This is a genomic window from Spartinivicinus ruber, assembly GCF_011009015.1.
Taxonomy (GTDB): domain Bacteria; phylum Pseudomonadota; class Gammaproteobacteria; order Pseudomonadales; family Zooshikellaceae; genus Spartinivicinus; species Spartinivicinus ruber.
Genome location: NZ_CP048878.1, coordinates 913,113 through 937,611 on the forward strand (window position 1 = coordinate 913,113; position 24,499 = coordinate 937,611).

Below are 24,499 nucleotides of genomic sequence, written 5' to 3' on the forward strand. Positions count from 1 at the left end.
TGGCATCTCATAGCATAGCTCTATTTTTTATAAGCTTGCTGATGAAGGGAGGAAAGTTGTAATGTTGAACCTCGTTAAAACTCCGTAGCTGAATATTTAGTGAATTCAGGAAACCTTACGGGGCTTTATATAGTGAGATAACGTAAATTGAACCTGTCCATCTAAGCAAATAATTCCTTCAGATTGTTGGATTGAATATTTCCTATCGCCGTACGGGTTGGTGGGGGCTGTGTGTTTATAATTAATATGTAGTTGGTAAGCATTATCTTGCAATTAAAATCATGTGATTTAGCAATGTATTCTACATATTTTGCCACAATTACGTGCTTTTCTGCTGGAATATGTCGGCTGTAAGCTTCCCAGTTATCTGTAGAAAATAACTTAATTCCAAAAGGCTTCATCCTTGCGAGAGTCGAGTACATATGTTAGGGCCTGTTAACACTAATGTTGTTACAATAGGCTCATGGAGATTACAACACAACAATTTAAAATGATCGAACACTTGCTGCCTGTTCAGCGCGGCAATGTAAAACTATCGAATATACAAGTACTCAACGCCGTTCTCTATGTTGCCGAGCATGGTTGTAAGTGGCGAGGGTTACCGAAATATTTTGGCAACTGCACAGCATTTATACACGCGTTAATCGATGGGCCAAAAAAGGTGTTTTAGATGATGTTTTTTTTGTATTACAAGAAGCTGATGTCATCAATATCCAGGTTGACCTTGTGTCGCTCGATAGCACAATCATACAAGTTCATCCTGATGGTACAGACGCGTTAAAAAAAACGGTCCACAAGCGATTGGTAAATCAAGAGGAGGATGGTCAACTAAAATTCACCTGGTAGCAGCAGATGATCAAACGGCGGTCACTTTTTCATTATCTCCAGGTCAAGCAGGTGATGCATCGGAAGGTAGAAAGCTATTAAAAAGGCTTGAAAACTTTGGCTGGGAAGGTGCGCACGTCATTATGGATAAAGCCTACGAAGGTGACGAAACCAGGCAACTCGTATTTGATTTAAATATGCAGCCTGTGGTTCCGCCAAAAAGTAATCGGTTATCACCTTGGAAGTATGATCGTGAAATGTACAAGAAACGTAATGAAGTTGAACGCTTATTTCGTAGGCTAAAAGGCTTTAGACGTATATTCTCTCGATTTGAAAAATTAGATACTGCTTTTCGCTTTTTTATTCACTTTGCACTTATCGTCGACAAACTAATTAGTGTTAACAGGCCCTAGCTCATGAGCAAAAATGTACCTAATTATCACTATACCTAAGCCATTAACTGCTGTATATTTGAACAGCATGGAAACTTAATTGAGAAGGTATAAATAATGGCTATCAACAAAGTTCAATTTCAAAAAGGCCTGAGTTTAAACGAGTTTCTCAAACAATATGGTACAGAAGAACAATGCTTTAATACCTTATACAAATTGCGATGGCCAGAAGGTTTTCAGTGCCCCAATTGTGGATACGACAAATGCTGTCAACTCACTACTAGAAAGCTTCAGCAGTGCTATAAATGTCACCAGCAAACATCTGTAACTGCAGGTACTATCTTTGAATCAACCAAATTACCATTAAAGACTTGGTTCCAAGGGATGTATTTGATCTCCCAAGACAAAAAAGGTATATCAGCCATAGAATTACATCGCCATTTAGGTATTTCCTATCAAGCTGCCTGGAGAATGAAACATAAGCTCATGAAAGTGATGCAAGAAAGAGAAGGCACCAAGCAATTGTCGGGTTTTATTGAAATTGATGATGCCTATCTTGGTGGTGAGCGTACAGGTTGCAAAAGAGGTAGGGGAGCAGATGGGAAAATACCTTTTGTAGCAGCCGTAGAAACAACAAAACAAGGTCAACCGACACGAATTAAACTGAGCATTTTAAAAGGGTTTAATAAAGAAGAGATAACGGCTTGGAGTAGGCAGAATTTGGCCAAGGGCAGTACCGTAATCTCCGATGGACTGGCCTGTTTTAATGGTGTCATAGAAGCAGGTTGTCTTCATGATAAAATTGTATGCGGTGGTGGTCGTGCATCAGTAGAGGAACCTGAATTTTATTGGGTTAACACCATCCTTGGAAACTTAAAAAGTGCTTTACGTAGTACTTATCATGCTATTCGCGCTAAATATGCACAACGTTATCTTGCTGAATTTCAGTATCGATTTAATCGAAGATTTAGCTTAGTAGAATTTATTCCTAGGCTAGCATTTGTAGCACTGAGAACACCTCCACTACCAGGTAAGCTACTAAATATAGCTTAGGTATGATGATAATTAGGAAAATGTATGCCTTTTTAGCTCCCCCCATCTTAAATAAAAATCGCTTTTCTAAAGGTATGTCGTCTAGAATCTCTTTACTTTAATGGTATTTAATTACTTCAGAGTAAAGTTGTTCGCTAATATCATCCTCTTCATCATCATAAACATCTTCATCTTCATCTTCATCTTCGTCGTCTTCTTCATAATCATCAAGGCTTTTAATAATAGATAAGTTTCTATCCCAGCAGTCCAGTCATTTAAAAAAATTGAGATACCAATAACTTTCATGCCAATTATATATATACTGCTGGATAAACTTGCATTCCATCAATGTCTGATAGGTGTAAATCCTTTTTTACTCTATCACTAATAATTAAGCTTGCTCCATCCAGCATAATATCAGTTAGGTTACGTTTTCGATTAGCTTTTAAGTCTTCGTCTTTAAAGCCATTATAGAAAAAAACAGTGGAGCTCCGCCAAGAAGTAAGCGCTCATGTGAATAGTCTCTATTAAATGTTTTTTGATCTGGGTAGGGGTGAATTTGATTATCATCATAATATGTTGTAACTATATAGTATTGCTCATTATAAATATTCAAGCTAATCATCTTATGGAAATAATTGGGATTTCTCTAATATTGATCCCCTTCCTCAAACTCGGATACTTAAAAGAAGCGTACTCATGTATAATTACGTCTTTTAAAAATGTCAACTAATCTTTCATGCGCAAAAATGTATGACTCTGTTGCTCCTCCCATTTTGAACAAGTAACGTTGCTCTTCTGGGATTGCATCTAGTACTTTTTTATCTAAATAATACTTGCGAATCTCTGCATCAAAGTCGTCATCTTCATCATCAAAAGTTTCAAGTACCGATAGCTTTCTATCCCAGCAATCAAGCTTTTCAAAGAAATTTAGATACCAATAATTCTCATGCCAGTTTGTATCGTCATCAATGTATATAGCAGGATAAAGCTGCATTCCTTTGGTGCTAAACATTTTTAAAAAATCATGTATTTTATAAACTACTACCAAGCTTGAGCCATCAAATAATACATCAGTTAATAGACGCTTTCTACCTAAAGCTTTTTCTTTATCTTTAAAACTATTCTCAAAAAAAAGTGGTACGCCACTTGGAACTAGCTTTTCATATTCATAGTTTCTATTTGATGTTTTATTGTCTGCAGTAATGTGTAATTGATTATCGTTATAGAATGTATCCAGTATATAATACTGCTCATTATAGTTAGTCATTTATCTATCAAATATAGGTATACTTTTTAATCCAAGGTCTAAACTGATCACCCTCTTTGAAGGTTGAAACCTTCATAAAGCGCACACCAGAAATTTTTCTAGATGTAAAAAAATCAACAACTACTTGATGAGCAAATATATATGCTTTAGTAGCTCCTCCCATTTTAAACATTAAACGTTGATGCTCGGGTATTTCATCTAGTACCTTATCGTCAAGGTAATACTGAGTCACTTCAGCATCATAGTCAATATCATCATCTTCGTCATCATCATCTATATAAATTGCGGGATACAGCTGCATAACCTTAATGCTGCTCAATACTAGATGATTTCTAATATTGTCATTTACCAGTAAATTCGAACCTTCCATAAGTACATCAGTTAAATGACGTTGTTTACCTAACCGCTTATCTTTTTCCTTAGTTCCATTTTCGAGAAATAGTGGTGCCCCTCCAGGTTGCAATTTTCTAAAATCATAATCCCTGTGCTCAGTTTTTTTATCTGGCTTTAGGTATAATTGATTGTCATTAATTGGTCTTATGGTGATATAGTACTGTTCATTATAAATATTCAAGCTAATCATCTCATGGCAATAACTGTGCTTTCTCTAATCAGTATTAATATTGATCACCTTCCTCAAACTCGGATACTTTAAAGAAGCGTACTCCTGTAAAATTTTTCCTTTTCATCAAGTCAACTACTAACTCATGAGCAAAAATGTATGCCTTTTTAGCTCCCCCCATCTTAAATAAAAATCGCTTTTCTAAAGGTATGTCGTCTAGAATCTCTTTACTTAAATGGTATTTAATTACTTCAAAGTAAAGTTGTTCGCTAATATCATCCTCTTCATCATCATAAACATCTTAATCTTCGTCGTCTTCTTCAAAATCATCAAGGCTTTCAATAATAGATAAGTTTCTATCCCAGCAGTCTAGTTCTTTAAAAAAATTGAGATACCAATAACTTTCATGCCAATTATCTTCATCATCTATATATACTGCTGGATAAACTTGCATTCCATCAATGTCTGATAGGTGTAAATCCTTTTTTACTCTATCACTAATAATTAAGCTTGCTCCATCCAGCATAATATCAGTTAGGTTACGTTTTCGATTAGCTTTTAAGTCTTCGTCTTTAAAGCCATTATAGAAAAACAGTGGGGATCCACCAGGAAGTAAGCGCTCATATGAATAGCTTCTATTAAATGTTTTTTGATCCGGGCAAGGGTGAATTTGATCATCATCATAATATGTTGTAACTATATAGTACTGCTCATTATATTCATTCATCTTCCCACCTTTAGTACATACCTGTTTGCAGGTTTTTTCTTCGTAATTTTCTGGCTATCTTTACCGCTTTTGAAAAGCGGATGCTCTTCACCATAATGGTCTCGTTGAGATGTACAAGCAAGCGAGTCTTTTTCATGCTCTTTTACATTGATGCAATTTCCGCAGCCTACCTCATTACCTGACTTGAATTTTTTCATAATAGAAGTTAATGGTATTCGAAAATTTTGTATTTTCCTGAGTATTTCTTTACTTTCAATATCAAGTAACTTCTGAATTTTTGACTCAGATGCATTAGACCCACAGGTCCTTACCGATGACTCCAATCTTCTGATTCTATCTCTTACTTCAAGGTGATAACTTATTGGGTGTTCATCATCATGGTATGTATGGTCACCTCTATGCGGTTGTACATTCAAATGGCAGGCGCCAGGCAAGGTGCATGGAAGAAATACTAAATTTTTTATTGCGTTAATATTATATCCTCTCATTTTTAGCAGATTCCCCATGCCAGATAAATTTACTCCTTTTTCGGAAATTAAATGATGAGCTTGCATGTAGATTCCATTATTTAGTGGATGGCTAGCTTTACCTTCAACTCTGTTTAAAAGAGATTTTCTATAGTCGCTACTGTCTTTATTTATAATTCCTTCAGTCATATTAATTCTCTACTTATAAACAACACAACCACGCTGACTTCGGGGTGTGGTATGATCGCTTTTATGACAAATTCTACAACGAGAGTTTCTTTTCTGATTTTGCTTTTTGATTGTCAAGGTGCTGTTAACGGAGCCTTTTTGAGTAATACTACCATTACGCGCTTTATGTAATGTTTCACCTAAGTCTTTCAATATTTTTGTGGAGTCTGCAAAATCCTCAAGAGTTCGTTTAAATGCTTGGATAGCGGCTTGAGCTTGGGTTATTTTTTTAGTCACACCAGCCACTCGTGCACTACTGGTAGCCAGTCTTGCCCCAAGCATTGTAATTCTTGCTATGGTACCTGTGCCTAGAGTTAAAAATGAAAGGGCTATCAGTAGCAGTACTTCAATTGCAATATAAGAGCCGCCTTTACCAGCAATATAGGCATAAAAGTTAGGAGGAACTGCCTCCATAAATAAATCAACATACGCAAAGTAAGTTAAAGCACTGTCATGGTCTGCAATAAGCTCTAAGGCAATATAAAAATTAGGATTATTTTTTACACTGTTTGCTAGTTCAGGATCAACATCCATCAATACAGTATCAACAAAGTTTTCTACTTTGATGGGATCACCTTCAGTGATGTATTGAGGTAGTTTTAATATCTCCTCTTTATACTTATAAAGCTTTTCAACCTTTTCCTTGCTTTCTGATAAAAAGTCTGCGGCATCATCCAAGTGTTGTTGTACTTTTGCTTTGTGATCACGATAAGCTTTTTTAGCCTCTTCAATAGCTGTTTCTGCTTGGGTAGACCACCAATGAAAATTGTGTAACTCATCGCTATGCTCATCTACCCATTCAGCCGCTTCGTTAGCATTTTTTACTGCACGCTCATAGACTTCCTGGGCATAATCGGCTGCTGTATCAAAGGCTTTACCTGTAGCTTCTGAAATTGTGTCACCTAATTTACTCCAGGTTTCTGCTTCAAATAAGTCGGCTTGATCATCTATCCAATCTGATGAGCCGGCGTAAAGTCCTTCACCACCACTGAGGGCGATTGACATATAACCATAGGTTTCCCATTGCCCCTGAAACTCCGACATTTGTTTTACAGTGTCACGGTAGGCACCATCAAGCTTCATTTCTAATGCTTCACGCAAACTGGCGATCTTTTTTTCTAAGCCTGGCTGGCGTTGAAAATCAACCTGAGCACTACCAATTGGCAAGCTTTCTATAAATGCAACGCCAGGTTCTTTTGCAGTGGTACGAGCTTCATCAATATTGCTAGCGATAGAGTTTATTCCAATGCCTTTATTGAGTGTTACTTTGTCATTGATTAAATTACTCATGATGCTCAGCTGGACATTTTCTGCAGGCAATGGTGTGTTCCAAGCATCATCATAGTTAGCTTGTATTTTTAACCAATTGGGAAACTCTATGTCAGTATCAGCCAAAGACTTATCTTGATTATCCGCTTTTAGCTCAGCAGCATCTTTTTGAAGTTGGTCAATTGATTTGTAGTTTTGAGTCGTTGGGATATGTTTCTTTTCTCTCACAACAAAAGGCATGAGTATGGACTCTTTATTGCTGGCAATATAGAGCCGGTTCCATTCTACAGCTTCGACAAATCGGTCTTCTAGTTCTTGTTCTGAAGCACTAAAACCGAGCAAATACTCCATTATCCTTATGCCATCAAGCGTACCATTTGGTGATCTGCTAGCGGAAGAAACACACTCTTGAAAGAACTCGCGAATTTCTCTTTCACTGCAAAGTCCTATAGGGTTGAAGCCTTCGCTAGGTTCTTCAATGGACGTGTAAAGCTCGTATATGCTGCCACGAAAGGTTTTGATTCGATAGGTCATTTTAGGGCTGGCTCTCCTCAGAAACATCAATATACAACAAGGCCAGTATGTTTCTAATAAGAGTAGACGAAATTGTGAGGGGAGAATGGAGGGGGTAACCCAGAGAAGTTCTGTTACAACTCCCTAACAGGACTGGAGCCTACTTTTGTTTTCAAGAGTCTAAGTGGCTTTCCAACACATCTCTTATCTTATCAGATGTCATTAGGGCAAGAAGCCGGACCCAGAATCCAAAAGGGCGTGAAAAAGCACTCATCCTCCCCCCCTGGGGGTTTTGCGTCATTAGCATTTTGTGAAATCAAAAGTGATGCAGTGGTGTGACTTCAGAGCCCGCTGTATATGGGGGCTAGGTGTTAACTGCTAATTTCACAAAATGCAAAAAAGTGAAAGGAAGTGCAACGGAGTGAAAAGTTGTGCAATGCCTATCGAAGAGGGCATTTGATAGTCCTGATCTGTTCGAAATTTAGTTGGATGGGTTCGACAGCGGCCAATCAATAGTTATTGGCTGACTTTGATTTGTAATAAAAGTGTGACTTGGTTAAAATATATTCGGCTGTTATGTGGCAGTGTGACGTATATTAATAGCTTTCATTAAACTGCTAGCGGCAAGTGCATAACAAAAGGTTTAATCTGATACTTGGTGGTGAAGATTACCCAAGTGCTACGTGTTTCGAGTAAATATGCGAAAAGCAGAAGTTACTGATATTGAAGATTTATATGAAATCTACTCAGATGAATCTGTAGCTCCCAATATGGGTTTTGATCCATGTTCTAGACAAGAGTTCGATGAAATATATTTAGAGCTCATCAGTGGGGGAGAACTCATTGTAGAAGAAGGTTCAATGGGCATAGAGGTTGTGTGCAAAGTAATACGGCGAACTCGTCGGCTGAATCATTCTGTGTATATTGGCTCTTTGGCAGTAAATCCGAAATTTCAGGGAAAGGGCATCGGTAAGAAGTTCTTTAGTGAATTATTAAGTAAATTAAAGGGTGAGGGGTATACAAGAATTGAGCTTTTGGTGGCTTCTGACAATCAGCGGGCACTTAGCTTTTTTCGTTCTTTTGGTTTTGAAATTGAGGGTACGTTAAGAAATTATTTTTCAAGGGCAGGTTCTGAAAAGTTGTTTAATGAAAATATTATGGCATGGGTGCCGAACACGTAAGTAACTATGTTCTTTGGAAAAAGTCAGATTTTGCTATTGAAGCAATGATAGAGCCACTATCCCATCCATGGGGGCGGTTATGTATATGAATGTGTGACTACCAGACAGATAGGAGATTTTGAAGGTCCTCATTGCTTTATTATTTAGTGTTGTTTGAGTTTGCGTATAATTTAAAATGTCTTGGTAAGGGATTAATAAATGATTTGCTAGAGTTTATTAATCTACCCCACCAGAAATCCATATTGAGCCAACGAAGTTATTTCATTTTTATAAAATCAAGTTGAGTATACATGGTTAAATAATCTCCAGAACCCCAGTGTTCTACTAATTTACCATCTTTAAAATGCAATATATCAACAGCACTTATACTGAAAGTTTTACCTGAGCCAGGCTTACCTATTATTTCTCCTTTATGTGTGCCAGTAACATTCAGATATACAGCCACTTTATCACCATCAGCCATCATAAATTTTATATTATGTTTACGGTCAGGAAAAACCTTTCCTGTATTAGCAAAAAACAGTTTCATTCCTTCTTTAGTTGGAGGAACGCCAGGTACAACTTCATGCTCAACATAATTATCGATAAATAGTCTGTCAATGACATCATAATTTTTATTATCTACCTCAGCATAAAACTCTTTTGTTAGCTTTTTATTTTGTTCTTCTGTTGAAGTCATGTCAGCAATAGAACTTACACTTAAAAAAGTAAAAGATACTAGTATAGTTTTTTTTAACATTCTGTTTTCCTTAATTAAAAGCGGTAAAAATAAGTGTTATTTTAAAGTATAACCCAAGTATGGGAAGTATTTATTAGCTGGTTTGCCTATGCTTTTTCAAACACAAGGCGCCATTTTCCGTTAAAGCGATAGGTGCCCTCTGGCCAATGGCTAGCTTTTTAGGCTAATATTGAAAAAAGACATACCCTTCTCTTGTCCTTGTAGTTGTCCACAAAGAATAAATGATAAGTAAATAAATCAGTAATTTCTAAAACAGAGAGTATTGTTGAAGAGGAGGTGCGCGTGCTGGTTGTGCAGTTAAGGCCACTGGGAAGTGACTTAAAATAGTTGAAATAATCAGCGGATATTCGATACAAGTAATAATTCGCACAGACCCCTGGTGGCATTGAGGGAACTGGGAGGTATCAATGCTGAAGACGCGTTTAAGGCGTTCCATCGACATTTGATCACGAGCAGTCAACATCAAAATAGGTGTATCATTACCGCTAACCCGTAATCGCTGATAAACAATCAAGCCATCCAGGCGGGGTAAATTCAGATCTAATAATAAAGTGTTGAAATAGTGCTGACCCTTTAGCTTAGGCCCATCCACCCTATTACTGGCATAATTACAACGGATATCTTCCAGTTCTAAATCCTTATCATCTTCTACCAATAAAAAAGTTAACATACTACTTTTTTTCTCTTGAGTCTGTATATAAATTTATAGATCACTACTAACAACATTCCACTTGTTCAACTGAGGCAGCCGTTATCTTCATTTTGGTGTAGGCTAGAGTAGTCCAAAAAAACTTTGTTATTACTTCGGTAATTTTATAGAAGGAAGGGTTAAGGAAGGGTTAATAAAATTTTATTTATCATCTTCAATTGGGTAAATTGAGATTGTAGGGCTTTCACAGAAAATACTTTCATGCAGACAACGGTCATTATATAAACCTTCTTTTGACCCTCTGGTATCTTTCAGAAAAGTATCTAGTGAACAAAACAATTTATTTATGAATTATCAAGAAAATATGTATGCTTAATAACAATTGCTAACAGGAAGTTCAACCAAGGACGCACTGAAAGTGTTGCATAGCTTGGCATTATGCCTTACGGATTGACAGCAGCACTCATTGAGGAATAGAATCTCACCATGTTTATATTCAAATGCACCTCAGTTCATATTCATCACTCACAGCCACATATTTGGCTGGGGGAGCTATTGCTTGGATGAATACTAAGCCCATTCACTAAGAAAGCTCTCCCAGCCTGGCTGCGAGGGCTTTTTTAATGTGAAAAATTTGAGTGATGTAGCATGGAATATAAAATTGATGCCCAGGCCAGAGGGGTTAGGATAATATCTGGCGAAGAAGCGAAGCAAAGGCGAGAACTACTGAACCGGCTTATTAATGTTGCCGAAGAGTATGGCTTTTCTGAAATTGTGCTTCCAAGTATTGAACCTACTACGGTTTATACAGATAAGGCAGGTCCAGAGATTTTAGGGCAAATGTATGCATTCCCTGATAAAAAGGGGCGTGAGCTATGTTTAAGGCCCGAAGGAACCGCAACTATCCAGCTTTTAGCAGATAAACACTTTAAAAGAAAAAAGGATGTCAAGTTTTGGTATTTTGAGCGTTGCTGGCGATATGAGCGTCCTTCCTTAGGTCGGTATCGTGAATTCTTCCAGTTTGGATTAGAGATTCTCAATCCAAGCGATAAAAACATTGCGACAAACGAGTTGATTGTGATTGCTCAAAAAATGATTTCAGTTAAAACATCTGAATATGAGTTAGATTCCGCGGTAAAAAGAGGCCTTGATTACTACACTGAAGATGGTTTCGAAATCTCTGTGCCTGGTCTGGGAGCCCAAAAACAGATATTAGGTGGAGGGGCTTATAGACAAGGTGTGGGGTTTGCCATTGGTTTTGATAGACTTATGTTAAGTTAATTAAGCTGTAAAGTTGGGGCTTGTGACATTAAAAAATATCAAGCAAGCCCTGGTTTAGCTGAGTGTTATAACCCGATGGAAATCTGTACAAAACTATGAAACTGAGCAATGATTTTAGTGGTGCATTACGAACATTTGCCTATTTTATGGCAAGTGGTACCCACTCCATGTTAGAAGACGTTGAGTACTTGGATCTTTATGGCTCAGAGCCGAGCGCAATTGAAATGGTTTTTGCTATATTTGCAAATGTCATAGAGCTTGATGAAGAAGGAAATGTTTTAAACTTCACGCATGCTCAAAAGCGAGCAACTGACTATTTAAAATCATATTGCGATCCATCATATGAGGTGTCACCACCATATGAAGACTGGGAGATAGAATTATATGGTGCGCCTGTTTTTCAAGACAAAATATAGTGTTATAACAAAGCCATCGAAAATTGTACTTTCGGTGCTGAACCTGCAACAAGTTGCTTGAATTTTATGGCAACATGGGCAGTCATTGAAAATGAGAAAAAGATACTATTGATTAGGCGTAGCCTTAAAACGTCTCGATCGGGTCAATGGTGTTTCCCAGGTGGTGGGATTAAAGAGAATGAGTCACCGGAAGAAGCCTGTATTAGGGAAGTAAAAGAAGAAACAAGTTTAGATATTAAAGCTTGTCACCTAGTCGCCAAGATTAATGGTAATAATTACTTTAGGTGTCAACTATCGGATCAAAATCAAAAAATATGCTTAAAGCTAGATGAATGTGATGAGTTTTTATGGGTTTCACCATCTAAAATATTGGAAGTAGGAACTATTATGGATCTCAAAAATGTGTATCGCATTCTATCTTCAATGAGCTATATGATTGAGCTGAATGATGAAGCTAGGCAAATTATCGGCTTAAAAAATTAGTCAAGGTTTGGAGCGGCGTAGTTTATTAAAGTGTTGGACATATTAGTTAATTAAAAAATAGGCATAAATAAGTGAATAAAGATTTCTCTAACTTGGAACTACAGCCTTTACGTATTCCTGCTGGTTGGTTTATAAATTACAACAATGGTTTTTGGGAGATTGATCCTGATGACTGCCTAATTCCTGAAGATGACCGATGGTGGATTTTTAAGGAAGACATGCTTCAAATGTACCATAAGAATTATAACTGCTTACTGGATCTTGGGTGGTATCCTGAAGGCGATTTAATCAATGGCTCTTATAAGTTGCAAGTTTTTGACGGTGACTTTCATGGTAATCAGCTAGCCGAACTACGTTCTAAAGGTAGGTCAATCGTAGTGTCCAAAATTGAAAATATACTTAAATTGGTAGCTGAAGGTAAGCTTGATAAGATACGTGGCTAACAAGGAAGTCAAGCTGACAACTGGTCATGTAGCTAAAAGCATTAAGTATTTTATGAACATCAACCATGTATTAAGCGTTGAAGAATTAAGAGATGGTGGCTCTCTAATTATTAGCTTTCAGTCAGATGATTCCTGTGAATATTGGCTAATGCTCACAAAATTCAGTGATTCTGGTAAAGGTGTCATACATGGCTCCCCTGTGCTAATAAATAGAACTACGAGTGTTGAAGTTAGCTTAGACTGGAATGCTGCTAATGTTTGGCTGCATAAGCTAGAAGCGTACATCACCAATAGTGAGCAGCTAGGTATAATAGAAAAGATGAAGAGTGTAATAGGTGCCCACACTTAATAAGAAACTGCAGCGGATCAATTTATGTCACCTGCTGAGCAGAGAAGTAATGTGTTAAAGATATCATGAAACCAGAAAATAATATTTGGATATTTATTGGAGAAGGTGGAAGATTTCCATCATCAGCCTTCACTGAAATAAAAAAAGCTGAAGAGTGGATGTCTAAACATCAATTAACAGGTATGCTTAGTGCTATGCCAATAAATCAAGGGCTATTTGAATGGGCTGTGGAAAATGATCTTTTGAATATAAAACCAGAGAAACTCGTAATCAAGCAAAATGATCCTGATTTTATTGGTACATTCACCACAGCAACTTTAGATCATTATCATTATAAAAATGGTATTAAAGAGTAAATATATAACAAATTTCTGTTTGGTATCCAATGAGCAAATTTAAATTCCAGGTGAAATGGAAAGAAGAGCTAATTGTGATAGGCGAAGGAGGCCAGTTCATACTTGAGCTACCAATGGGAGTACTCTCTGTATATTTACCTTCAGAAAGTACCTGGCAACTCAAGGCACCTGAATGGGCAAGAAATAGTTATATTGAGCTAAAAGATGAGCTTGAAAGTTGGTGCATCGAAAACAAAGCAAAACTTATTATTGAAGAAACGGCTAGTGTTGACTTTGATGGAAAGTGATTATAAATACCTAATAAGCAAAGGCCCAAACCAGTCAAACGGCAGTCGCTGAGCATAGCACCGAAACGATTGGCGGCACTAAAACCATAGAGGCGATGGGCTCATTAAAACTACACTCGGGCGGTACAACTGAACTAGCCGCTATCGATAACCTAAAAATAGCGACAGGCAACGACAGTCATACCGTCGTAGGTAATGATATGCAGGAACATATTAACGGCATTAAACACAGCCTGGCCAAACTCAAACAAATTACTCAAGTTAAAGACGGCGGCAAGGTCTGGTTGGGAAATGAAAGTGATAATGTCCTGCAACTGCTGTCGGAGTTTATGGCTGTGGTTGAACATGCATTTTTAGACCTTTCAACGCATGGTCATACGCCAGCAGGGCCGACTAATAAACCCAGTCTTATACAACAGGCAGGCAAGGTAAATCAGCAGAATTCTGATTTAAAGGTAATGCTTTAGGGCAACTTGCAATCTATGCTATTGATTTACAGGGGGCTGAACGCATAAGTTATCTATATGAGTCTGGATGATTTCTTGTGGACTGTTCAGCTTTTGATTATTAATCTTAAAGTGTTGATGCTTCCCTTTACCGCTATTAAATAGACTTAGAGATTTCTTATATTTTTGACAAGCTGCAGGTAATTTATTCAAAGCTCGATATGCTTGTCCAATTTCAAATAGTACCTTTGAAGCTTGTATATTTTCCTCCAAAGATAAAAAGCCTGAAGCAGAAGAGGTTAAATGTTCTAATGACTTATTCAAAAACCTTTCAGTTGGCACATTTTTCCAATTAGATTTATATTTATAAAAAATTCCCAAGAAAAAATTTGCTTCAGATTGACCGAATACATCTTTATTTAAAGTAAATATTTTTAATGACTCTTTAGCTAGTTTCTCAGCAGGTATTGGACGATTCATTAAAACTAGCTCATTTGCTTGAGCTAGTTTTTTACCAGGATCAGAAGTATAGATAACTCCAGCTGCAGAACACCCTGTTATGATGATAATCAATATAATCACAAACAAAATACGCATTTTTACTCCTAACAAGTATTACTCTTTTTGCGGGAAGCTGATTAGTTAAGCATCGTTACCAATTTAGGTATTAGCTTTCACTACCCTATTGGTAACGATACGAATATTACTTATAAACAATATTTAAGATACTAAAATAATAGAAGTATCATATTTTAATACCTTATATTGAAATATGTAAAACTAGTTATTGATGAACGTTACTCTGACGCACAACTGTGGTTGCATTCTGAACTCTTCTGTGGTGTATAAATCTAAGCCACAAGGTTATAAGATCTACTGAGTGATCCATTATCAACTTACCCCCCCCTTCAAAACTGGTCCCAAAACCGGAAATGCCCAGTCTCTACTCACTAGATACCTCACTTAAACTCGCAATCATCCCTAAGCCCCTGACAGGGCGTTAGTCCGCTTTTTACTCCTATCTATTCAACTGCATTAGTGGTGTCTCAAACTCATTCCTAATCCGTTGTCATTGCGACAAAAAATTCTGACCCGGAATCCAGAGGAGCGGAAAAAAGCACTCATCCTCCCCCCCCCTTCGGGTTTTGCGTCATAAGTATTTTGTGAAATTAAAAGTGATGCAGTGATGTGACTCTAGGCCCCACTGTATATGGTGGCTAGGTACTAACTGCTAATTTCACAAAATGCAAAAAAGTGAAAGGAAGTGCAAAGAAGTGAAAAATTGTGCAATACCTATCAATGGAGGCCATTTGATAACCCTAGTCTGTTTGAAATGTAGTCGAATGGAGTTGGGAACAGCTAATCAGTAGTTATTGGCTGATTTTGTTTTGTAATAAAAGGGTGGCTTGGTTAAAATGTATTCGGCTGTTATACGTCAACGTAAAGGGATGTATTACGCTAGAGTGAGACTTACTCATAGCAATGGTTTGAAGGTTTGCAGTGAAGAATCCAACAGGTAAGAAAATAGGAAAGAGAGGCTCATTTTTCGGTGGAGGAATGAACCATGTTCGCTATGATCACAAGAGTCGGCCAGCTCAGATAGATATTAAGTGTTTTAAATGCGATGGTTTGGCCATTGCCCAAGATACACTCGCTAACCCAGACTTTGAGCTTGTGGGGGATATGTCCCCGAGCTGGCGACAGTCCCCATTTTTGGTGACTTGTACAGAGTGCGGCTATAGAAAGAATAGTCTCTGTTATCTAGATTTGACTGAACCGTATTATCAAATACAAGGTCGTGGTGAAGTGCTTTGGGCTTGGAACAAAAAACACTTGGATATGATATATAAATACTTACAGGGTTTGAGCATTACTGATCATCCTTATAAGTTCTATCAAACATATATTCATGGTGACTGGAAGAAGTATCGTAAGTCATATATAAAACGGATTGCAAAGTATATTGACTACTCGCAATAAGGCAATTAAATTCGCGATGGCTGTAGGCCCTCATTGGATGCAGTAAAGCTGGGCAGTTTTAAATATTATGAGTAATCCAACACGTTCAAATTTAGTTCCCTATACTTGTTTTAACTGCCGGAGCACATATAAACGCCCATTTGAGGGTGTACTTTATCGTAAGTGCCCTACCTGTGGTGGTCAGTCATTATCAATGGACATAAGATTTCGTCCGCCAAAAAAGTCCAATGATAAGCAGTGGAAAAAAGTTCAGTTTCTAGTAGAGAATGGCTTTAATTTTCAAAAGGTATACCGTAAAGAAGGTTCTGTCTGGCAGCGGGAACGATATCCACAAAATCTAGAGCAAGCTAAAGAGTTTGTTATTAAATTTAAGGACCAAGCATATGATTTCAACATTTAACAACTAAATATAAGTAGCACACTTCATGTGCTGGAGCGTTGTTCTTGATAAAAGCGTTAGTCTTATAAAGCATGAATATCAATGAGTCGAACATAAGAAAAATTGTAGGGAGGTATCCGGTTGGTGACTTCCCGCCTTTTTCTAATTCAGATACTAAAGCCTGTAATCAATATGCTAGGAAACTATGCAACAAAATTGAGAGCAGCAAAGTGTTGGAGGTAATATTAGAACCTGATAGTTATGGTTCTGGTTATGCTTCATATTTTGATTTATTCATTACGAAGAAAGATAAAAGCTTTTATGTGCAAAAAGATGGTTATATAGAGATAAAAGGCATTAGCCTTTATATTTCTCGTCTTGCTCCAATTGCGGTATTTGGTGAGGGTGAAAAAGCAATAAATGAAACTGATGGTTTTGCTTCCCATTTTTTGGACTGTTCATGTATCTCGTCATATCCAGTAGGGGATTGGAGCATCGAGTTAAATGAGGTGCGAAATTTTCTGAATATATACAAATATACGCTGCTTTTAAAGAAAGAAGTTCTAAAGCCTCTATGGTTTTCAGTCGAGATACCTACAATACTGGATTCAGAGCATGTTTTTGATGCACTGTTTTATTGGGAAGACTAAACATCATAGAGCCATTAACTGCGTTCTTATGGACGTTGAGTTATCTATTTCCACTCTTACGAATAAAGGAGAAAAGCATGGGTGCATGGTCCCACGAACCGTTTGGAAATGATACTTCCTGTGACTGGAAATATGATCTTGAAGAATATAGCGATCTACGATTTTTAGAGCAAACGATTGATAAAGCATTGAGCGCAGATCAGGACTATTTAGAGGCATCGGAAGGTGAAGAAGCAATAGCTGCTGTCGAGGTTATTGCTAAAATTCTTGGTAGAGGAACTCAATCTGATGCTTATACAGCAGATGTAGATAATTGGGTGAAGAATATTGGCTTAAAGCCAAGTAGTGAACTGATTGCAAAAGCAAATAAAGTATTAATTTTAGTAATGTCAGATAAGTCAGAGCTTGTAGAGCTATGGGAAGGCCAGGACAAGTGGAAAAGAACGATTGAAAAATTAACAGAAGCTATCAATGCTTAATAAAAGGGTCATATGAAGTTACGGATAGCCATCACAGTACTTATTTTTTGCTGCTTTGCTGTTATGTACTTAACGCATAGTATCAGTGCATACTTGCTTGTTGGTAATTGGACAGCGGGAGTTACCGATCAATATTGGTGGATCTATATTATTACGTCGGTACTCTTATGCCTCATATCTTGTTTCCACCCTAAATTTCGTAACTTGCTTTTAGTTGTAATTGCACCATTGCTCGTGACACTCATTTGTAAATCACTTTCGGTAATTTTTATTCTAATTTTCCAGCAACTGTCTTTTCTGACATTGGCTACGGCACTATCGGGACTACTGTTGGCTTATTTATTCTTTGTTTTGTACTGGCAGCTTGGCGCTGATTTTTATCAAAGTATTTTAGTCGCAGTAATAATTACTATCGGGTTGTCTCCAGTTGCTTATGAGTTTACTCAACAAATGCTAGAGCAACCCTTAACAAGTCAAGTCAGCAATGTTACTTCGTGGCTGAGTATGCTAGCGTACACTACTGATTGAAGTGTTAAGACTCAACATGAATATTGATGATATAAACAAGAGAGCGAAGTTATTGATAGATGAAACTTGGCAAGATAGTTCCAAGTGGCATCAAAATTTTGATGAAGCAAAAAAATTACTTGAAGGTGTCTTAGATACAAGTCCAAATGATGAATCTACCCTTATAAACTATGGAACTATCGGCTAGGAAGTTTATGTATCCCAATATAGAGTTAGTAAAAAACTCGATCGAAAAAATGGCGAATGAAATGGGCTGTGAACCTTTGCCAGAAGAAAAAGCAGAACTGCTCATAGAGCATGTGTTGTATGATGGTATTTGGAAAGGTGTAGAAGGAAAAGATGGCTGGCGTTCTTTTGAGGCAATGCTAATTACTGAAAGAGAGATTAGAAATCTCTTAATGCAGCACTCACGCACTAAAATTGCAAAATTCAACGGTAAATGTGAATTTGACTTGGCTTGCCCATTTACGAAAACGGTTTGCCAATCCTTTGAAATTGCTCTTCTAGGTAGGTTGGCGAAGCTGAGTGGAGATGAAAACCTTGATTACTGGGAAGAAACTGCATAATAAATCGATCAATTCTACATGTATTGCTTCGTTTCATTTCTCGGTATGCTTCCTTCTATATTACTGAAAGTTTGACTTCCGCAACGCAGTTAAATTACCACAGTGTTATGTGTCGTTACCTAATTATGAATAGACCAAGATTAAAAGTAGATTTCAATGAAATGGTACAAGAAAATCTTGTACTACTTTCAAAAGTAGATGATGTGATTGACTCAGAGGGTAAATCTTTAAAGTTAAGCGAGGGTTTACCTATTTCTATCTATGAATATAACGAGTATTTGGACGGTACAAAGGAATATTTGTTAGCAGATGGTTTCGTAGAGTTAAATAATCCCAATATTAATGGTTTGTGGAGCAAGGCAGCTAAATGGTGCTGTCGTATAAATGAGAACGGCATTGTTTTTAAAAATACATAACAATTTGCATCACAAAAAATGCCTCTTCGTGGCTCGAACCTCCGAGTGAAATTAAAGACGAGTGCCTTAACTACCAGCTAGATACGCTAAACCAACAAACAAAAGCCCAAACCAGTCAAACGACAGTCGCGGAGCACAGCACGGAAACGATTGGTGGTACTAAAGCCATAGAGGCGATGGGGAGCCTTAAACTACACTCGGGTGGTACAGCTGAATTAGTAGCCGCCGTGGATAACCTCAAAGTCGCCACTGGCAATGATAGTCATATTGTCGTAGGTAACGATATGCAGGAACATATCAACGGGATTAAACACAGTCTGGCTAAGCTAAAGCAAATCACCCAGGTAAAAGACGGCGGCAAGGTCTGGCTGGGGAATGAAAGTGATAATGTACTGCAACTGCTATCAGAGTTTATGACTGTGGTTGAGCAATTAACCCAAGACCCGAAAGCGGCGACTAACCGCCGTGGTTTTACAGGCCATGTGCAAGACCGTGACCTGGGCTTGGTGTACATGCAAGCACGCTATTACGACCCTGTGTTGGGTCGGTTTATGGCGATTGATCCGGTGGATGTGCTGGATTATATCAAAAAGGATAACCCTGTTTTTGGGTTTAACAGATATGCTAATAATAATCCATACGGGTACATTGATCCTGACGGGCTAGAAATAAAAATCATTGGAAGTTCTTCTGTAATGGAAGATGTTTTAAAAGATGCTCTAAATACTCTTAGAAAAAACTCTGCGAATGCCGATCGTATAGTTAAAGACATTGAAAAAAGTAAAGAAGTTGTTGTTATAACTGATGGACCTGTAAACAAATATGATCCCGACGAGAATCTGTTACAGTACAACCGCTACTTTAAATCTAAGAGGCCAGATATGCAAATACCACCTGAGATTATCCTTGGACACGAATTAATTCATGCTAAAAGAGATTTAGAAGACGATACTAGTTTTACAAGATTCTTTGAGGAGAGAGAAACAGTAGGAAGTTGGCCATTTGAGGGTAGTGACACAGAAAATCAGATTAGAGAAGATTATAGAGAAAATGGAATTGATGTTCCTTCAAGAGATGGATATTAAAATATGTTCTATAAATTTAGAATACTAGTCTTAGCAATTTGTGTTTTATTTTTGTCAGTATTTGCTAACGCTGCTAATAGTAGCAGGCTAATAAGTACTACACTTCTTTCTAAGAGTAATCTGGAAAAGTCTGAAAAAACACTCAAAGTTTTTAAAATGAGACCACCGTATTTTGAATTAACAGGGTTGAAGCATGATCACATAGTTCAAAATTTTAGTGGGTTAGTGGAGTCTAATAAAGTTGATTTTCTAGAAGACCAAAAATACCATGTGCAGTTATTTGGTAGCTCAAGATGGTTTATAGGTAAGAAAGTGGTAGCAATTGCAGTCTGTGATAGCTACGTTCAAAAGCTTATTATGCTAGGTTTTGGAAAAACTCCTAAAGAAGTGCTTTCAAAACCGAGACTTGTTTTTGATGGGCAAGGGTGCTTTTTATACGCATTTTATAATATGGAAGGTGAGCTTATAGAAGTTCTAAATTAAATTATTAAGCATTTTTTAGTAATTACTAAAGAGTTAGCTCGTTCAGGTGTTTTTATTTTTCAAGGGATTTACTTGAATGAGCAGCTATATAGACTAAATTTCATTCATGCATATACATTTTTCGGTAGTTGTTGCTAAATCGCTTCTAAAGTAGCCTATTCAAAGTATACCTGAAACCAAATCTTAACATTCCAACTCCTTGACACCTAACACACCCCAGATGTAGCCTTAAATCACTAGAACCAAAAAGCGGTATCCGCACCCGATAGATTTGCGGTTTTTTTGTGCCTGTAATTTGAGCACAATTATAGTTTTGCCATGCATGTTTGTTATGCCGGGTGGAGAGGCGTTAATAAAATACCCTTTCAGGGAAATAGCGCCCGGAGCACCTTTTTGGGCTCTAGTTGACACCCGGCTTTCCCAAAAGCCACGCAGATACTTAAACCAAAAAGGAGGCCAGGATGGCTACTTTAAATGCAAGTACTCCCTTTCAGCTAGTACCAAACCCTTATCATATTGTCCCCAATCCCTTTGAATATAACCGCGCTAAAATCCGCACAGCTCTACATCATAGTGGTGAGATTTGGTTTTGTGCTAAGGATGTGTGTGAAGCGGTGGGGCTACGTTGGCAGGGGGTAGGTAAATCCCTGCGGAATATTCCAGCCGAGTGGATTAGTATTGCCAGCTTGCCCGATGGTGAGTTTAAGCAAGACATGTATATTATTTGCGAGCCAGCTTTATACCGATTGGTGTTTCGTTCGAATAAATCCCTGGCGATAGATTTTACCAATTGGGTGTGCTGTGAAATTATCCCTACCATTCGTAAGCAAGGCTGTTATGACCAGGTAAGCAGGGAAGAGCAAGTTAACATCACTAAAACCATCGTGAAATTAGTGAAGGAATTAAGCCATACCCAAGATGCATTTATTTTTGATTTATTAAAACGTCGTTTAACAAGCTTGTGTAATTGCTTAGGTGAGCCTATGCCTAACCTAGAATTATTAGGGCAAAACCGTAATCAATTAGGGCTAGGGGTGTAACGATAATGGAAGCGATTCAATTAACCCCGGAACAAGAACAAGCCTTAGCTGCAGGTAAAATCCAGGTAGTCGGTCAAAATAAAGTGTATTGGTTGTGTGAGGCAGAGCTACACGAATTAAATCCCTTTATTCAGCTGTCAGTAAAAGATGCAATTGCTCAGGCTGAAACCCTGAATTTCTTGCTGCAAACTTTGCTGGGTGAACAGGAAGCAGATGGGAATATTATTAATTATGCTGTCGCTGATCGGGAAGGGATGACCTTGGTGATTGATTATATTATGAAGCTAATGCAGTTTTTAGCAATCAAACATCCGGCTGAGACTACCACCTTTTAGCGTTACTTTTTAATTCTGCTTTTTTGTGTCAATCAATACCCAATTGCTTCTTTAGCTGTTGGGTATTTTTTTATCCGATCTTTTGTCAACTGTCTTAGGGGTATGTAGATATTTACCTATTTTAACCTTATTTAACTGATATTGACTGAAATAGGTTAAATTTTACATCGGTCTTTTTTTAGTCGTTAGTGCAATGATAATTAATGGGGTTATAAGGGCAATAAATAAACAGGGGATTTAATGGGCGTTTTTAAACAAAAAAGCCGACATAAGCCGGCTTTGTAATAACCATCTCGGTGCGTTAGTCGAGATAATTGGGTAACCCCGGGTCAGGGCTGACACTTTGTTGACACACCCGTGATTTGGGCGATTTGTTAGTGTCTTGTTACAACAAGAAGCTTGTTCTTATTGATGCAAACTGGTGGGCCCACCAGGACTTGAACCTGGGACCTGCCGATTATGAGTCGAGAAGTAAGCTAAAAAAGCAAATAAAAAGCCCCGATATAATGGGGCTCGGTTGCGGTTTGTTACTGGATATCGTTGATTGACATGATCTTTGGATCACCATGTAAGGACTGGTGAATATTAATCACCACTGCTGTTGGAGCAGCGCCAGGAGCAACAGGCTCACCATTACAAATGAACCGGTAGTTAGTTCCAGCAACAACTTGTGTAGATACGGCGATTGGAGTGTACTTAACACCCACGGAATAACGTAAAGCTTCACTAAACACAAAGTACTCATTCATACTAAGGTCGCTTCTAAATAGTGACCAGCCACCAGGAATTACATTAGTTGCTAGTGGGTTAGCCTCATTAGATAGTTGATAATCTGAATATTGTTGAGATAGAGCGATACCTGGTAGCAGGCAAAGTAGTAGTAAGAGTCGTTTAATCATATCAAATTCCTTTTTGTGTTGAGTGATTGACGAGACTTAGACTAATACAAAATGTTTACTGAAATTTGACTGATAGCGACGGTAAGTTGATTTAAAACAAGGAATGTAAACTAATTTCCGTTGATAAAATAAGCTTGTTCATATTGTTGTACTTTGATGAGCCTTTCAGGACTTGAACCTGGGATCTACTAGTCATTCGTTGAGAAAAAGCCCCCATTCTGAGGAGCTTTAAGGTTCTAGTTAGTCTCATCCATTCAATAGAATATGTACCCAAATACTTGCACCATAGCCAAGCGCAATTATTGGTGTCCATTTCAGGTGACTAAAGAAAGTATACTGGCCCCGAGCTTGTCCCATAAGTGCTACACCTGCAGCTGATCCAATAGATAACAGGCTGCCGCCAACACCTGCAGTTAAAGTAACAAGCAGCCATTGAGTGTGTGACATTTCAGGATTCATAGTAAGTACTGAAAACATCACGGGAATATTATCAACTATGGCGGAGAGTATACCGACCAGCACGTTAGCATAGGTTGGGCCTAACTGCCCGTAGATGATTTCTGAGACTAAACTTAAATAGCCGATAAATCCAAGTCCCCCAACAGCTAGAATGACGCCGTAAAAAAAGAAAAGTGTATCCCACTCGGCGTGAGCAATTCTGGTAAAAACATCGAAGTTAAATGGATCGTCTGTTGAGCCTGGTGGGTTTTCTGTACTGTGAGTCCAGGTTTTTGATTTACGTCGTAAGTAATAGCCATAAAATTTCAAATAAGCTAACCCTGCCATCATCCCAAAAACTGGTGGTATATGTAAGTAATTGTGAAAACTCACTGCAGTGATGATGGTAAGTAAAAATAAAATTACGATCGGTATACCTCCAACCTTAAGTAGCCTTTCTTGTGTTCTTGAAGGGGGAGGACAACCGTTAGGCAATACTAACTGCATGATGAGTGCGGGCAACAGAAAATTTACTAAGGAGGGAACGAAAAGAGTAAAGAATTCACCGAATTCTACAATACCCTTTTGCCATACCATCAACGTTGTGATGTCACCAAAAGGACTGAAAGCACCGCCGGCATTAGCAGCAACAACGATATTGATGCAAGCGATAGCAACAAACTGGGGTTTACCATCACCAACGGCTAACACTACAGCACACATAATTAATGCAGTTGTTAGATTGTCCGCAATGGGGGATATAAAAAATGCAAGTAGGCCGGTCAACCAAAAGAGGGCTTTATAGCTAAAGCCTTTTGTTACTAGCCAACTTCGTAAAGCTTCAAAAACTCCTCTCTCTAGCATGGCGTTGATATACGTCATAGCAACTAACAAGAAGAAAAAAAGCTCTGCATATTCAAGAAAATTATGGCGTATTGAAGACTCCACCACGTCAGTTAACTGGTGGTTATGGTACATCAATGCTATTAGAGCCCAAATGATGCTTGCTGCTAATAAGACGGGTTTAGACTTTCTTAAATGTAGCTTTTCTTCAAAAATGACTAGTATATAAGCGATTATAAAAACAGCTAATGCTGTAATTCCCACCCAGCTTTGCGTTAAGTTTAGAGTGACTACTTTGCTTTCACTGGACCATGCTGGTGAGGTCAGTAACATTAAAAAAGTAAGTAGTGGAATATTCTTCACTGATATCCTTTCCTGTTAATGTATTTATTAGTCGGCTGCATCTATGCCAGTTATAAATCAGGGTGTTTTTATCACAAAAATTTTATTGGGGCATAATGAA

At 37.8% G+C, this 24,499-nt stretch carries 32 protein-coding genes and 1 pseudogene; 22 read left to right on the forward strand and 11 right to left on the reverse strand.

All coding sequences use genetic code 11. The annotated features are described in order from the left end of the window. Positions 1–161: 161 nt before the first annotated feature. Positions 162–422 (reverse strand): IS1 family transposase, encoded by a 261-nt coding sequence (locus tag G4Y78_RS31595; protein ID WP_163831824.1) that lies wholly within the window; start codon positions 420–422, stop codon positions 162–164. Between the two features lie 41 nt (positions 423–463). Here G4Y78_RS31595 and G4Y78_RS04105 point away from each other — a divergent pair. Both G4Y78_RS04105 and G4Y78_RS04110 read left to right on the forward strand, forming a co-directional pair. Continuing rightward, positions 464–1,238 (forward strand): annotated as a pseudogene (locus G4Y78_RS04105) (IS5 family transposase). Positions 1,239–1,334: 96 nt separating this feature from the next. Beyond that, the gene (locus G4Y78_RS04110; RefSeq protein ID WP_163830705.1) at positions 1,335–2,270 is read left to right on the forward strand and encodes an IS1595 family transposase; all 936 of its coding nucleotides are present in this window, start codon (positions 1,335–1,337) and stop codon (positions 2,268–2,270) included. 676 nt (positions 2,271–2,946) lie between these two features. On the opposite strand, the gene G4Y78_RS04115 is transcribed toward G4Y78_RS04110, so the two are convergent. From G4Y78_RS04115 to G4Y78_RS04135, 5 genes are all read right to left on the reverse strand, one after another. Then, a complete protein-coding gene (locus tag G4Y78_RS04115) occupies positions 2,947–3,519 on the reverse strand; it encodes an imm11 family protein (RefSeq protein WP_163831825.1) in 573 nt (190 codons plus the stop codon). A gap of 7 nt (positions 3,520–3,526) precedes the next feature. After that, complete coding sequence (locus tag G4Y78_RS04120) at positions 3,527–4,093, reverse strand: hypothetical protein (protein WP_163831826.1); 567 nt, start codon at positions 4,091–4,093, stop codon at positions 3,527–3,529. Positions 4,094–4,382: 289 nt separating this feature from the next. Continuing rightward, complete coding sequence (locus G4Y78_RS04125; RefSeq protein ID WP_163831827.1) at positions 4,383–4,808, reverse strand: imm11 family protein; 426 nt, start codon at positions 4,806–4,808, stop codon at positions 4,383–4,385. Then, complete coding sequence (locus G4Y78_RS04130; RefSeq protein ID WP_163831828.1) at positions 4,805–5,464, reverse strand: AHH domain-containing protein; 660 nt, start codon at positions 5,462–5,464, stop codon at positions 4,805–4,807. Before G4Y78_RS04130 ends, G4Y78_RS04125 begins: the two co-directional genes overlap by 4 nt. A 9-nt stretch (positions 5,465–5,473) precedes the next feature. After that, positions 5,474–7,306: a hypothetical protein gene (locus G4Y78_RS04135; protein WP_163831829.1), complete on the reverse strand. Its 1,833-nt coding sequence runs from the start codon at positions 7,304–7,306 to the stop codon at positions 5,474–5,476. Between the two features lie 677 nt (positions 7,307–7,983). Here G4Y78_RS04135 and G4Y78_RS04140 point away from each other — a divergent pair. Further along, on the forward strand, positions 7,984–8,466 hold the full coding sequence (locus G4Y78_RS04140) for a GNAT family N-acetyltransferase (RefSeq protein ID WP_163831830.1): 483 nt from the start codon (positions 7,984–7,986) through the stop codon (positions 8,464–8,466). A gap of 256 nt (positions 8,467–8,722) precedes the next feature. Here the strand turns inward: G4Y78_RS04140 and G4Y78_RS04145 are convergent, their stop codons facing one another. Together G4Y78_RS04145 and G4Y78_RS04150 are read right to left on the reverse strand one after the other, a co-directional pair. After that, the gene (locus tag G4Y78_RS04145) at positions 8,723–9,205 is read right to left on the reverse strand and encodes an ester cyclase (RefSeq protein ID WP_163831831.1); all 483 of its coding nucleotides are present in this window, start codon (positions 9,203–9,205) and stop codon (positions 8,723–8,725) included. Positions 9,206–9,452: 247 nt separating this feature from the next. After that, positions 9,453–9,875 (reverse strand): response regulator, encoded by a 423-nt coding sequence (locus G4Y78_RS04150; RefSeq protein ID WP_163831832.1) that lies wholly within the window; start codon positions 9,873–9,875, stop codon positions 9,453–9,455. A 627-nt stretch (positions 9,876–10,502) separates the two neighbouring features. Here G4Y78_RS04150 and G4Y78_RS04155 point away from each other — a divergent pair. From G4Y78_RS04155 to G4Y78_RS04190, 8 genes are all read left to right on the forward strand, one after another. Then, positions 10,503–11,135, forward strand: coding sequence for an ATP phosphoribosyltransferase regulatory subunit (locus tag G4Y78_RS04155; RefSeq protein WP_163831833.1), 633 nt, complete (start codon positions 10,503–10,505; stop codon positions 11,133–11,135). 95 nt (positions 11,136–11,230) lie between these two features. Continuing rightward, positions 11,231–11,551, forward strand: coding sequence for a DUF7677 family protein (locus G4Y78_RS04160; protein ID WP_163831834.1), 321 nt, complete (start codon positions 11,231–11,233; stop codon positions 11,549–11,551). 66 nt (positions 11,552–11,617) lie between these two features. Continuing rightward, positions 11,618–12,034 carry an NUDIX hydrolase gene (locus tag G4Y78_RS04165; protein WP_163831835.1) on the forward strand — a complete coding sequence of 139 codons (417 nt, stop codon included), beginning with the start codon at positions 11,618–11,620 and terminating at the stop codon, positions 12,032–12,034. A gap of 71 nt (positions 12,035–12,105) precedes the next feature. Then, the gene (locus tag G4Y78_RS04170) at positions 12,106–12,477 is read left to right on the forward strand and encodes a hypothetical protein (protein ID WP_163831836.1); all 372 of its coding nucleotides are present in this window, start codon (positions 12,106–12,108) and stop codon (positions 12,475–12,477) included. A 52-nt stretch (positions 12,478–12,529) separates the two neighbouring features. Next, entirely contained in the window at positions 12,530–12,826 is a 297-nt protein-coding gene (locus G4Y78_RS04175; RefSeq protein WP_163831837.1) for a hypothetical protein, read from the forward strand. Positions 12,827–12,891: 65 nt separating this feature from the next. Next, positions 12,892–13,182, forward strand: coding sequence for a DUF7710 domain-containing protein (locus tag G4Y78_RS04180; RefSeq protein WP_222937635.1), 291 nt, complete (start codon positions 12,892–12,894; stop codon positions 13,180–13,182). 29 nt (positions 13,183–13,211) lie between these two features. Further along, positions 13,212–13,469, forward strand: a complete 258-nt coding sequence (locus tag G4Y78_RS04185; protein WP_163831838.1) for a hypothetical protein — start codon at positions 13,212–13,214, stop codon at positions 13,467–13,469. A gap of 95 nt (positions 13,470–13,564) precedes the next feature. Next, positions 13,565–13,936 carry a hypothetical protein gene (locus G4Y78_RS04190; RefSeq protein WP_163831839.1) on the forward strand — a complete coding sequence of 124 codons (372 nt, stop codon included), beginning with the start codon at positions 13,565–13,567 and terminating at the stop codon, positions 13,934–13,936. 18 nt (positions 13,937–13,954) lie between these two features. Here the strand turns inward: G4Y78_RS04190 and G4Y78_RS04195 are convergent, their stop codons facing one another. Beyond that, positions 13,955–14,512 (reverse strand): hypothetical protein, encoded by a 558-nt coding sequence (locus tag G4Y78_RS04195; protein ID WP_163831840.1) that lies wholly within the window; start codon positions 14,510–14,512, stop codon positions 13,955–13,957. Positions 14,513–15,415: 903 nt separating this feature from the next. Between G4Y78_RS04195 and G4Y78_RS04200 the strand changes: the two genes are divergently transcribed. From G4Y78_RS04200 to G4Y78_RS04250, 11 genes are all read left to right on the forward strand, one after another. Then, complete coding sequence (locus G4Y78_RS04200) at positions 15,416–15,895, forward strand: hypothetical protein (RefSeq protein WP_163831841.1); 480 nt, start codon at positions 15,416–15,418, stop codon at positions 15,893–15,895. Positions 15,896–15,962: 67 nt separating this feature from the next. Then, a complete protein-coding gene (locus tag G4Y78_RS04205; protein WP_163831842.1) occupies positions 15,963–16,295 on the forward strand; it encodes a hypothetical protein in 333 nt (110 codons plus the stop codon). Positions 16,296–16,366: 71 nt separating this feature from the next. After that, positions 16,367–16,924 (forward strand): hypothetical protein, encoded by a 558-nt coding sequence (locus tag G4Y78_RS04210; RefSeq protein WP_163831843.1) that lies wholly within the window; start codon positions 16,367–16,369, stop codon positions 16,922–16,924. Between the two features lie 77 nt (positions 16,925–17,001). Continuing rightward, positions 17,002–17,403: a DUF4259 domain-containing protein gene (locus G4Y78_RS04215; protein ID WP_163831844.1), complete on the forward strand. Its 402-nt coding sequence runs from the start codon at positions 17,002–17,004 to the stop codon at positions 17,401–17,403. 544 nt (positions 17,404–17,947) lie between these two features. Further along, positions 17,948–18,118: a hypothetical protein gene (locus G4Y78_RS04220; protein WP_163831845.1), complete on the forward strand. Its 171-nt coding sequence runs from the start codon at positions 17,948–17,950 to the stop codon at positions 18,116–18,118. 7 nt (positions 18,119–18,125) lie between these two features. Next, positions 18,126–18,497: a hypothetical protein gene (locus G4Y78_RS04225; protein ID WP_163831846.1), complete on the forward strand. Its 372-nt coding sequence runs from the start codon at positions 18,126–18,128 to the stop codon at positions 18,495–18,497. 125 nt (positions 18,498–18,622) lie between these two features. Next, entirely contained in the window at positions 18,623–18,913 is a 291-nt protein-coding gene (locus G4Y78_RS04230) for a hypothetical protein (RefSeq protein ID WP_163831847.1), read from the forward strand. 176 nt (positions 18,914–19,089) lie between these two features. After that, a complete protein-coding gene (locus G4Y78_RS04235) occupies positions 19,090–19,998 on the forward strand; it encodes an RHS repeat-associated core domain-containing protein (protein ID WP_222937636.1) in 909 nt (302 codons plus the stop codon). A gap of 3 nt (positions 19,999–20,001) precedes the next feature. Then, the gene (locus G4Y78_RS04240) at positions 20,002–20,481 is read left to right on the forward strand and encodes a hypothetical protein (RefSeq protein WP_163831848.1); all 480 of its coding nucleotides are present in this window, start codon (positions 20,002–20,004) and stop codon (positions 20,479–20,481) included. A 461-nt stretch (positions 20,482–20,942) separates the two neighbouring features. Then, positions 20,943–21,521 carry a BRO-N domain-containing protein gene (locus G4Y78_RS04245; protein ID WP_163831849.1) on the forward strand — a complete coding sequence of 193 codons (579 nt, stop codon included), beginning with the start codon at positions 20,943–20,945 and terminating at the stop codon, positions 21,519–21,521. A gap of 5 nt (positions 21,522–21,526) precedes the next feature. Continuing rightward, complete coding sequence (locus G4Y78_RS04250) at positions 21,527–21,856, forward strand: hypothetical protein (protein WP_163831850.1); 330 nt, start codon at positions 21,527–21,529, stop codon at positions 21,854–21,856. A gap of 527 nt (positions 21,857–22,383) precedes the next feature. Here G4Y78_RS04250 and G4Y78_RS04255 read toward each other — a convergent pair. Together G4Y78_RS04255 and nhaD are read right to left on the reverse strand one after the other, a co-directional pair. Beyond that, positions 22,384–22,755, reverse strand: a complete 372-nt coding sequence (locus tag G4Y78_RS04255; RefSeq protein WP_163831851.1) for a hypothetical protein — start codon at positions 22,753–22,755, stop codon at positions 22,384–22,386. Between the two features lie 246 nt (positions 22,756–23,001). Then, complete coding sequence (nhaD, locus tag G4Y78_RS04260) at positions 23,002–24,369, reverse strand: sodium:proton antiporter NhaD (RefSeq protein ID WP_163836384.1); 1,368 nt, start codon at positions 24,367–24,369, stop codon at positions 23,002–23,004. Between the last annotated feature and the right edge of the window lie 130 nt (positions 24,370–24,499).

Coding starts and splice junctions, on each gene's coding strand:
- G4Y78_RS04255 (WP_163831851.1), bottom strand. CDS start 22,755: ATGATTAAACGACTCTTACTACTACTTTGCCTGCTACCAGGTATCGCT.
- G4Y78_RS04195 (WP_163831840.1), bottom strand. CDS start 14,512: ATGCGTATTTTGTTTGTGATTATATTGATTATCATCATAACAGGGTGT.
- G4Y78_RS04180 (WP_222937635.1), top strand. CDS start 12,892: ATGAAACCAGAAAATAATATTTGGATATTTATTGGAGAAGGTGGAAGA.
- G4Y78_RS04185 (WP_163831838.1), top strand. CDS start 13,212: ATGAGCAAATTTAAATTCCAGGTGAAATGGAAAGAAGAGCTAATTGTG.
- G4Y78_RS04175 (WP_163831837.1), top strand. CDS start 12,530: ATGAACATCAACCATGTATTAAGCGTTGAAGAATTAAGAGATGGTGGC.
- G4Y78_RS04155 (WP_163831833.1), top strand. CDS start 10,503: ATGGAATATAAAATTGATGCCCAGGCCAGAGGGGTTAGGATAATATCT.
- G4Y78_RS04145 (WP_163831831.1), bottom strand. CDS start 9,205: ATGTTAAAAAAAACTATACTAGTATCTTTTACTTTTTTAAGTGTAAGT.
- G4Y78_RS04190 (WP_163831839.1), top strand. CDS start 13,565: ATGGGCTCATTAAAACTACACTCGGGCGGTACAACTGAACTAGCCGCT.
- G4Y78_RS04205 (WP_163831842.1), top strand. CDS start 15,963: ATGAGTAATCCAACACGTTCAAATTTAGTTCCCTATACTTGTTTTAAC.
- G4Y78_RS31595 (WP_163831824.1), bottom strand. CDS start 422: ATGTACTCGACTCTCGCAAGGATGAAGCCTTTTGGAATTAAGTTATTT.
- G4Y78_RS04135 (WP_163831829.1), bottom strand. CDS start 7,306: ATGACCTATCGAATCAAAACCTTTCGTGGCAGCATATACGAGCTTTAC.
- nhaD (WP_163836384.1), bottom strand. CDS start 24,369: ATGTTACTGACCTCACCAGCATGGTCCAGTGAAAGCAAAGTAGTCACT.
- G4Y78_RS04225 (WP_163831846.1), top strand. CDS start 18,126: ATGTATCCCAATATAGAGTTAGTAAAAAACTCGATCGAAAAAATGGCG.
- G4Y78_RS04160 (WP_163831834.1), top strand. CDS start 11,231: ATGAAACTGAGCAATGATTTTAGTGGTGCATTACGAACATTTGCCTAT.
- G4Y78_RS04165 (WP_163831835.1), top strand. CDS start 11,618: ATGGCAACATGGGCAGTCATTGAAAATGAGAAAAAGATACTATTGATT.
- G4Y78_RS04110 (WP_163830705.1), top strand. CDS start 1,335: ATGGCTATCAACAAAGTTCAATTTCAAAAAGGCCTGAGTTTAAACGAG.
- G4Y78_RS04240 (WP_163831848.1), top strand. CDS start 20,002: ATGTTCTATAAATTTAGAATACTAGTCTTAGCAATTTGTGTTTTATTT.
- G4Y78_RS04245 (WP_163831849.1), top strand. CDS start 20,943: ATGGCTACTTTAAATGCAAGTACTCCCTTTCAGCTAGTACCAAACCCT.
- G4Y78_RS04210 (WP_163831843.1), top strand. CDS start 16,367: ATGAATATCAATGAGTCGAACATAAGAAAAATTGTAGGGAGGTATCCG.
- G4Y78_RS04235 (WP_222937636.1), top strand. CDS start 19,090: ATGGGGAGCCTTAAACTACACTCGGGTGGTACAGCTGAATTAGTAGCC.
- G4Y78_RS04220 (WP_163831845.1), top strand. CDS start 17,948: ATGAATATTGATGATATAAACAAGAGAGCGAAGTTATTGATAGATGAA.
- G4Y78_RS04130 (WP_163831828.1), bottom strand. CDS start 5,464: ATGACTGAAGGAATTATAAATAAAGACAGTAGCGACTATAGAAAATCT.
- G4Y78_RS04215 (WP_163831844.1), top strand. CDS start 17,002: ATGGGTGCATGGTCCCACGAACCGTTTGGAAATGATACTTCCTGTGAC.
- G4Y78_RS04115 (WP_163831825.1), bottom strand. CDS start 3,519: ATGACTAACTATAATGAGCAGTATTATATACTGGATACATTCTATAAC.
- G4Y78_RS04150 (WP_163831832.1), bottom strand. CDS start 9,875: ATGTTAACTTTTTTATTGGTAGAAGATGATAAGGATTTAGAACTGGAA.
- G4Y78_RS04230 (WP_163831847.1), top strand. CDS start 18,623: ATGAATAGACCAAGATTAAAAGTAGATTTCAATGAAATGGTACAAGAA.
- G4Y78_RS04140 (WP_163831830.1), top strand. CDS start 7,984: ATGCGAAAAGCAGAAGTTACTGATATTGAAGATTTATATGAAATCTAC.
- G4Y78_RS04250 (WP_163831850.1), top strand. CDS start 21,527: ATGGAAGCGATTCAATTAACCCCGGAACAAGAACAAGCCTTAGCTGCA.
- G4Y78_RS04125 (WP_163831827.1), bottom strand. CDS start 4,808: ATGAATGAATATAATGAGCAGTACTATATAGTTACAACATATTATGAT.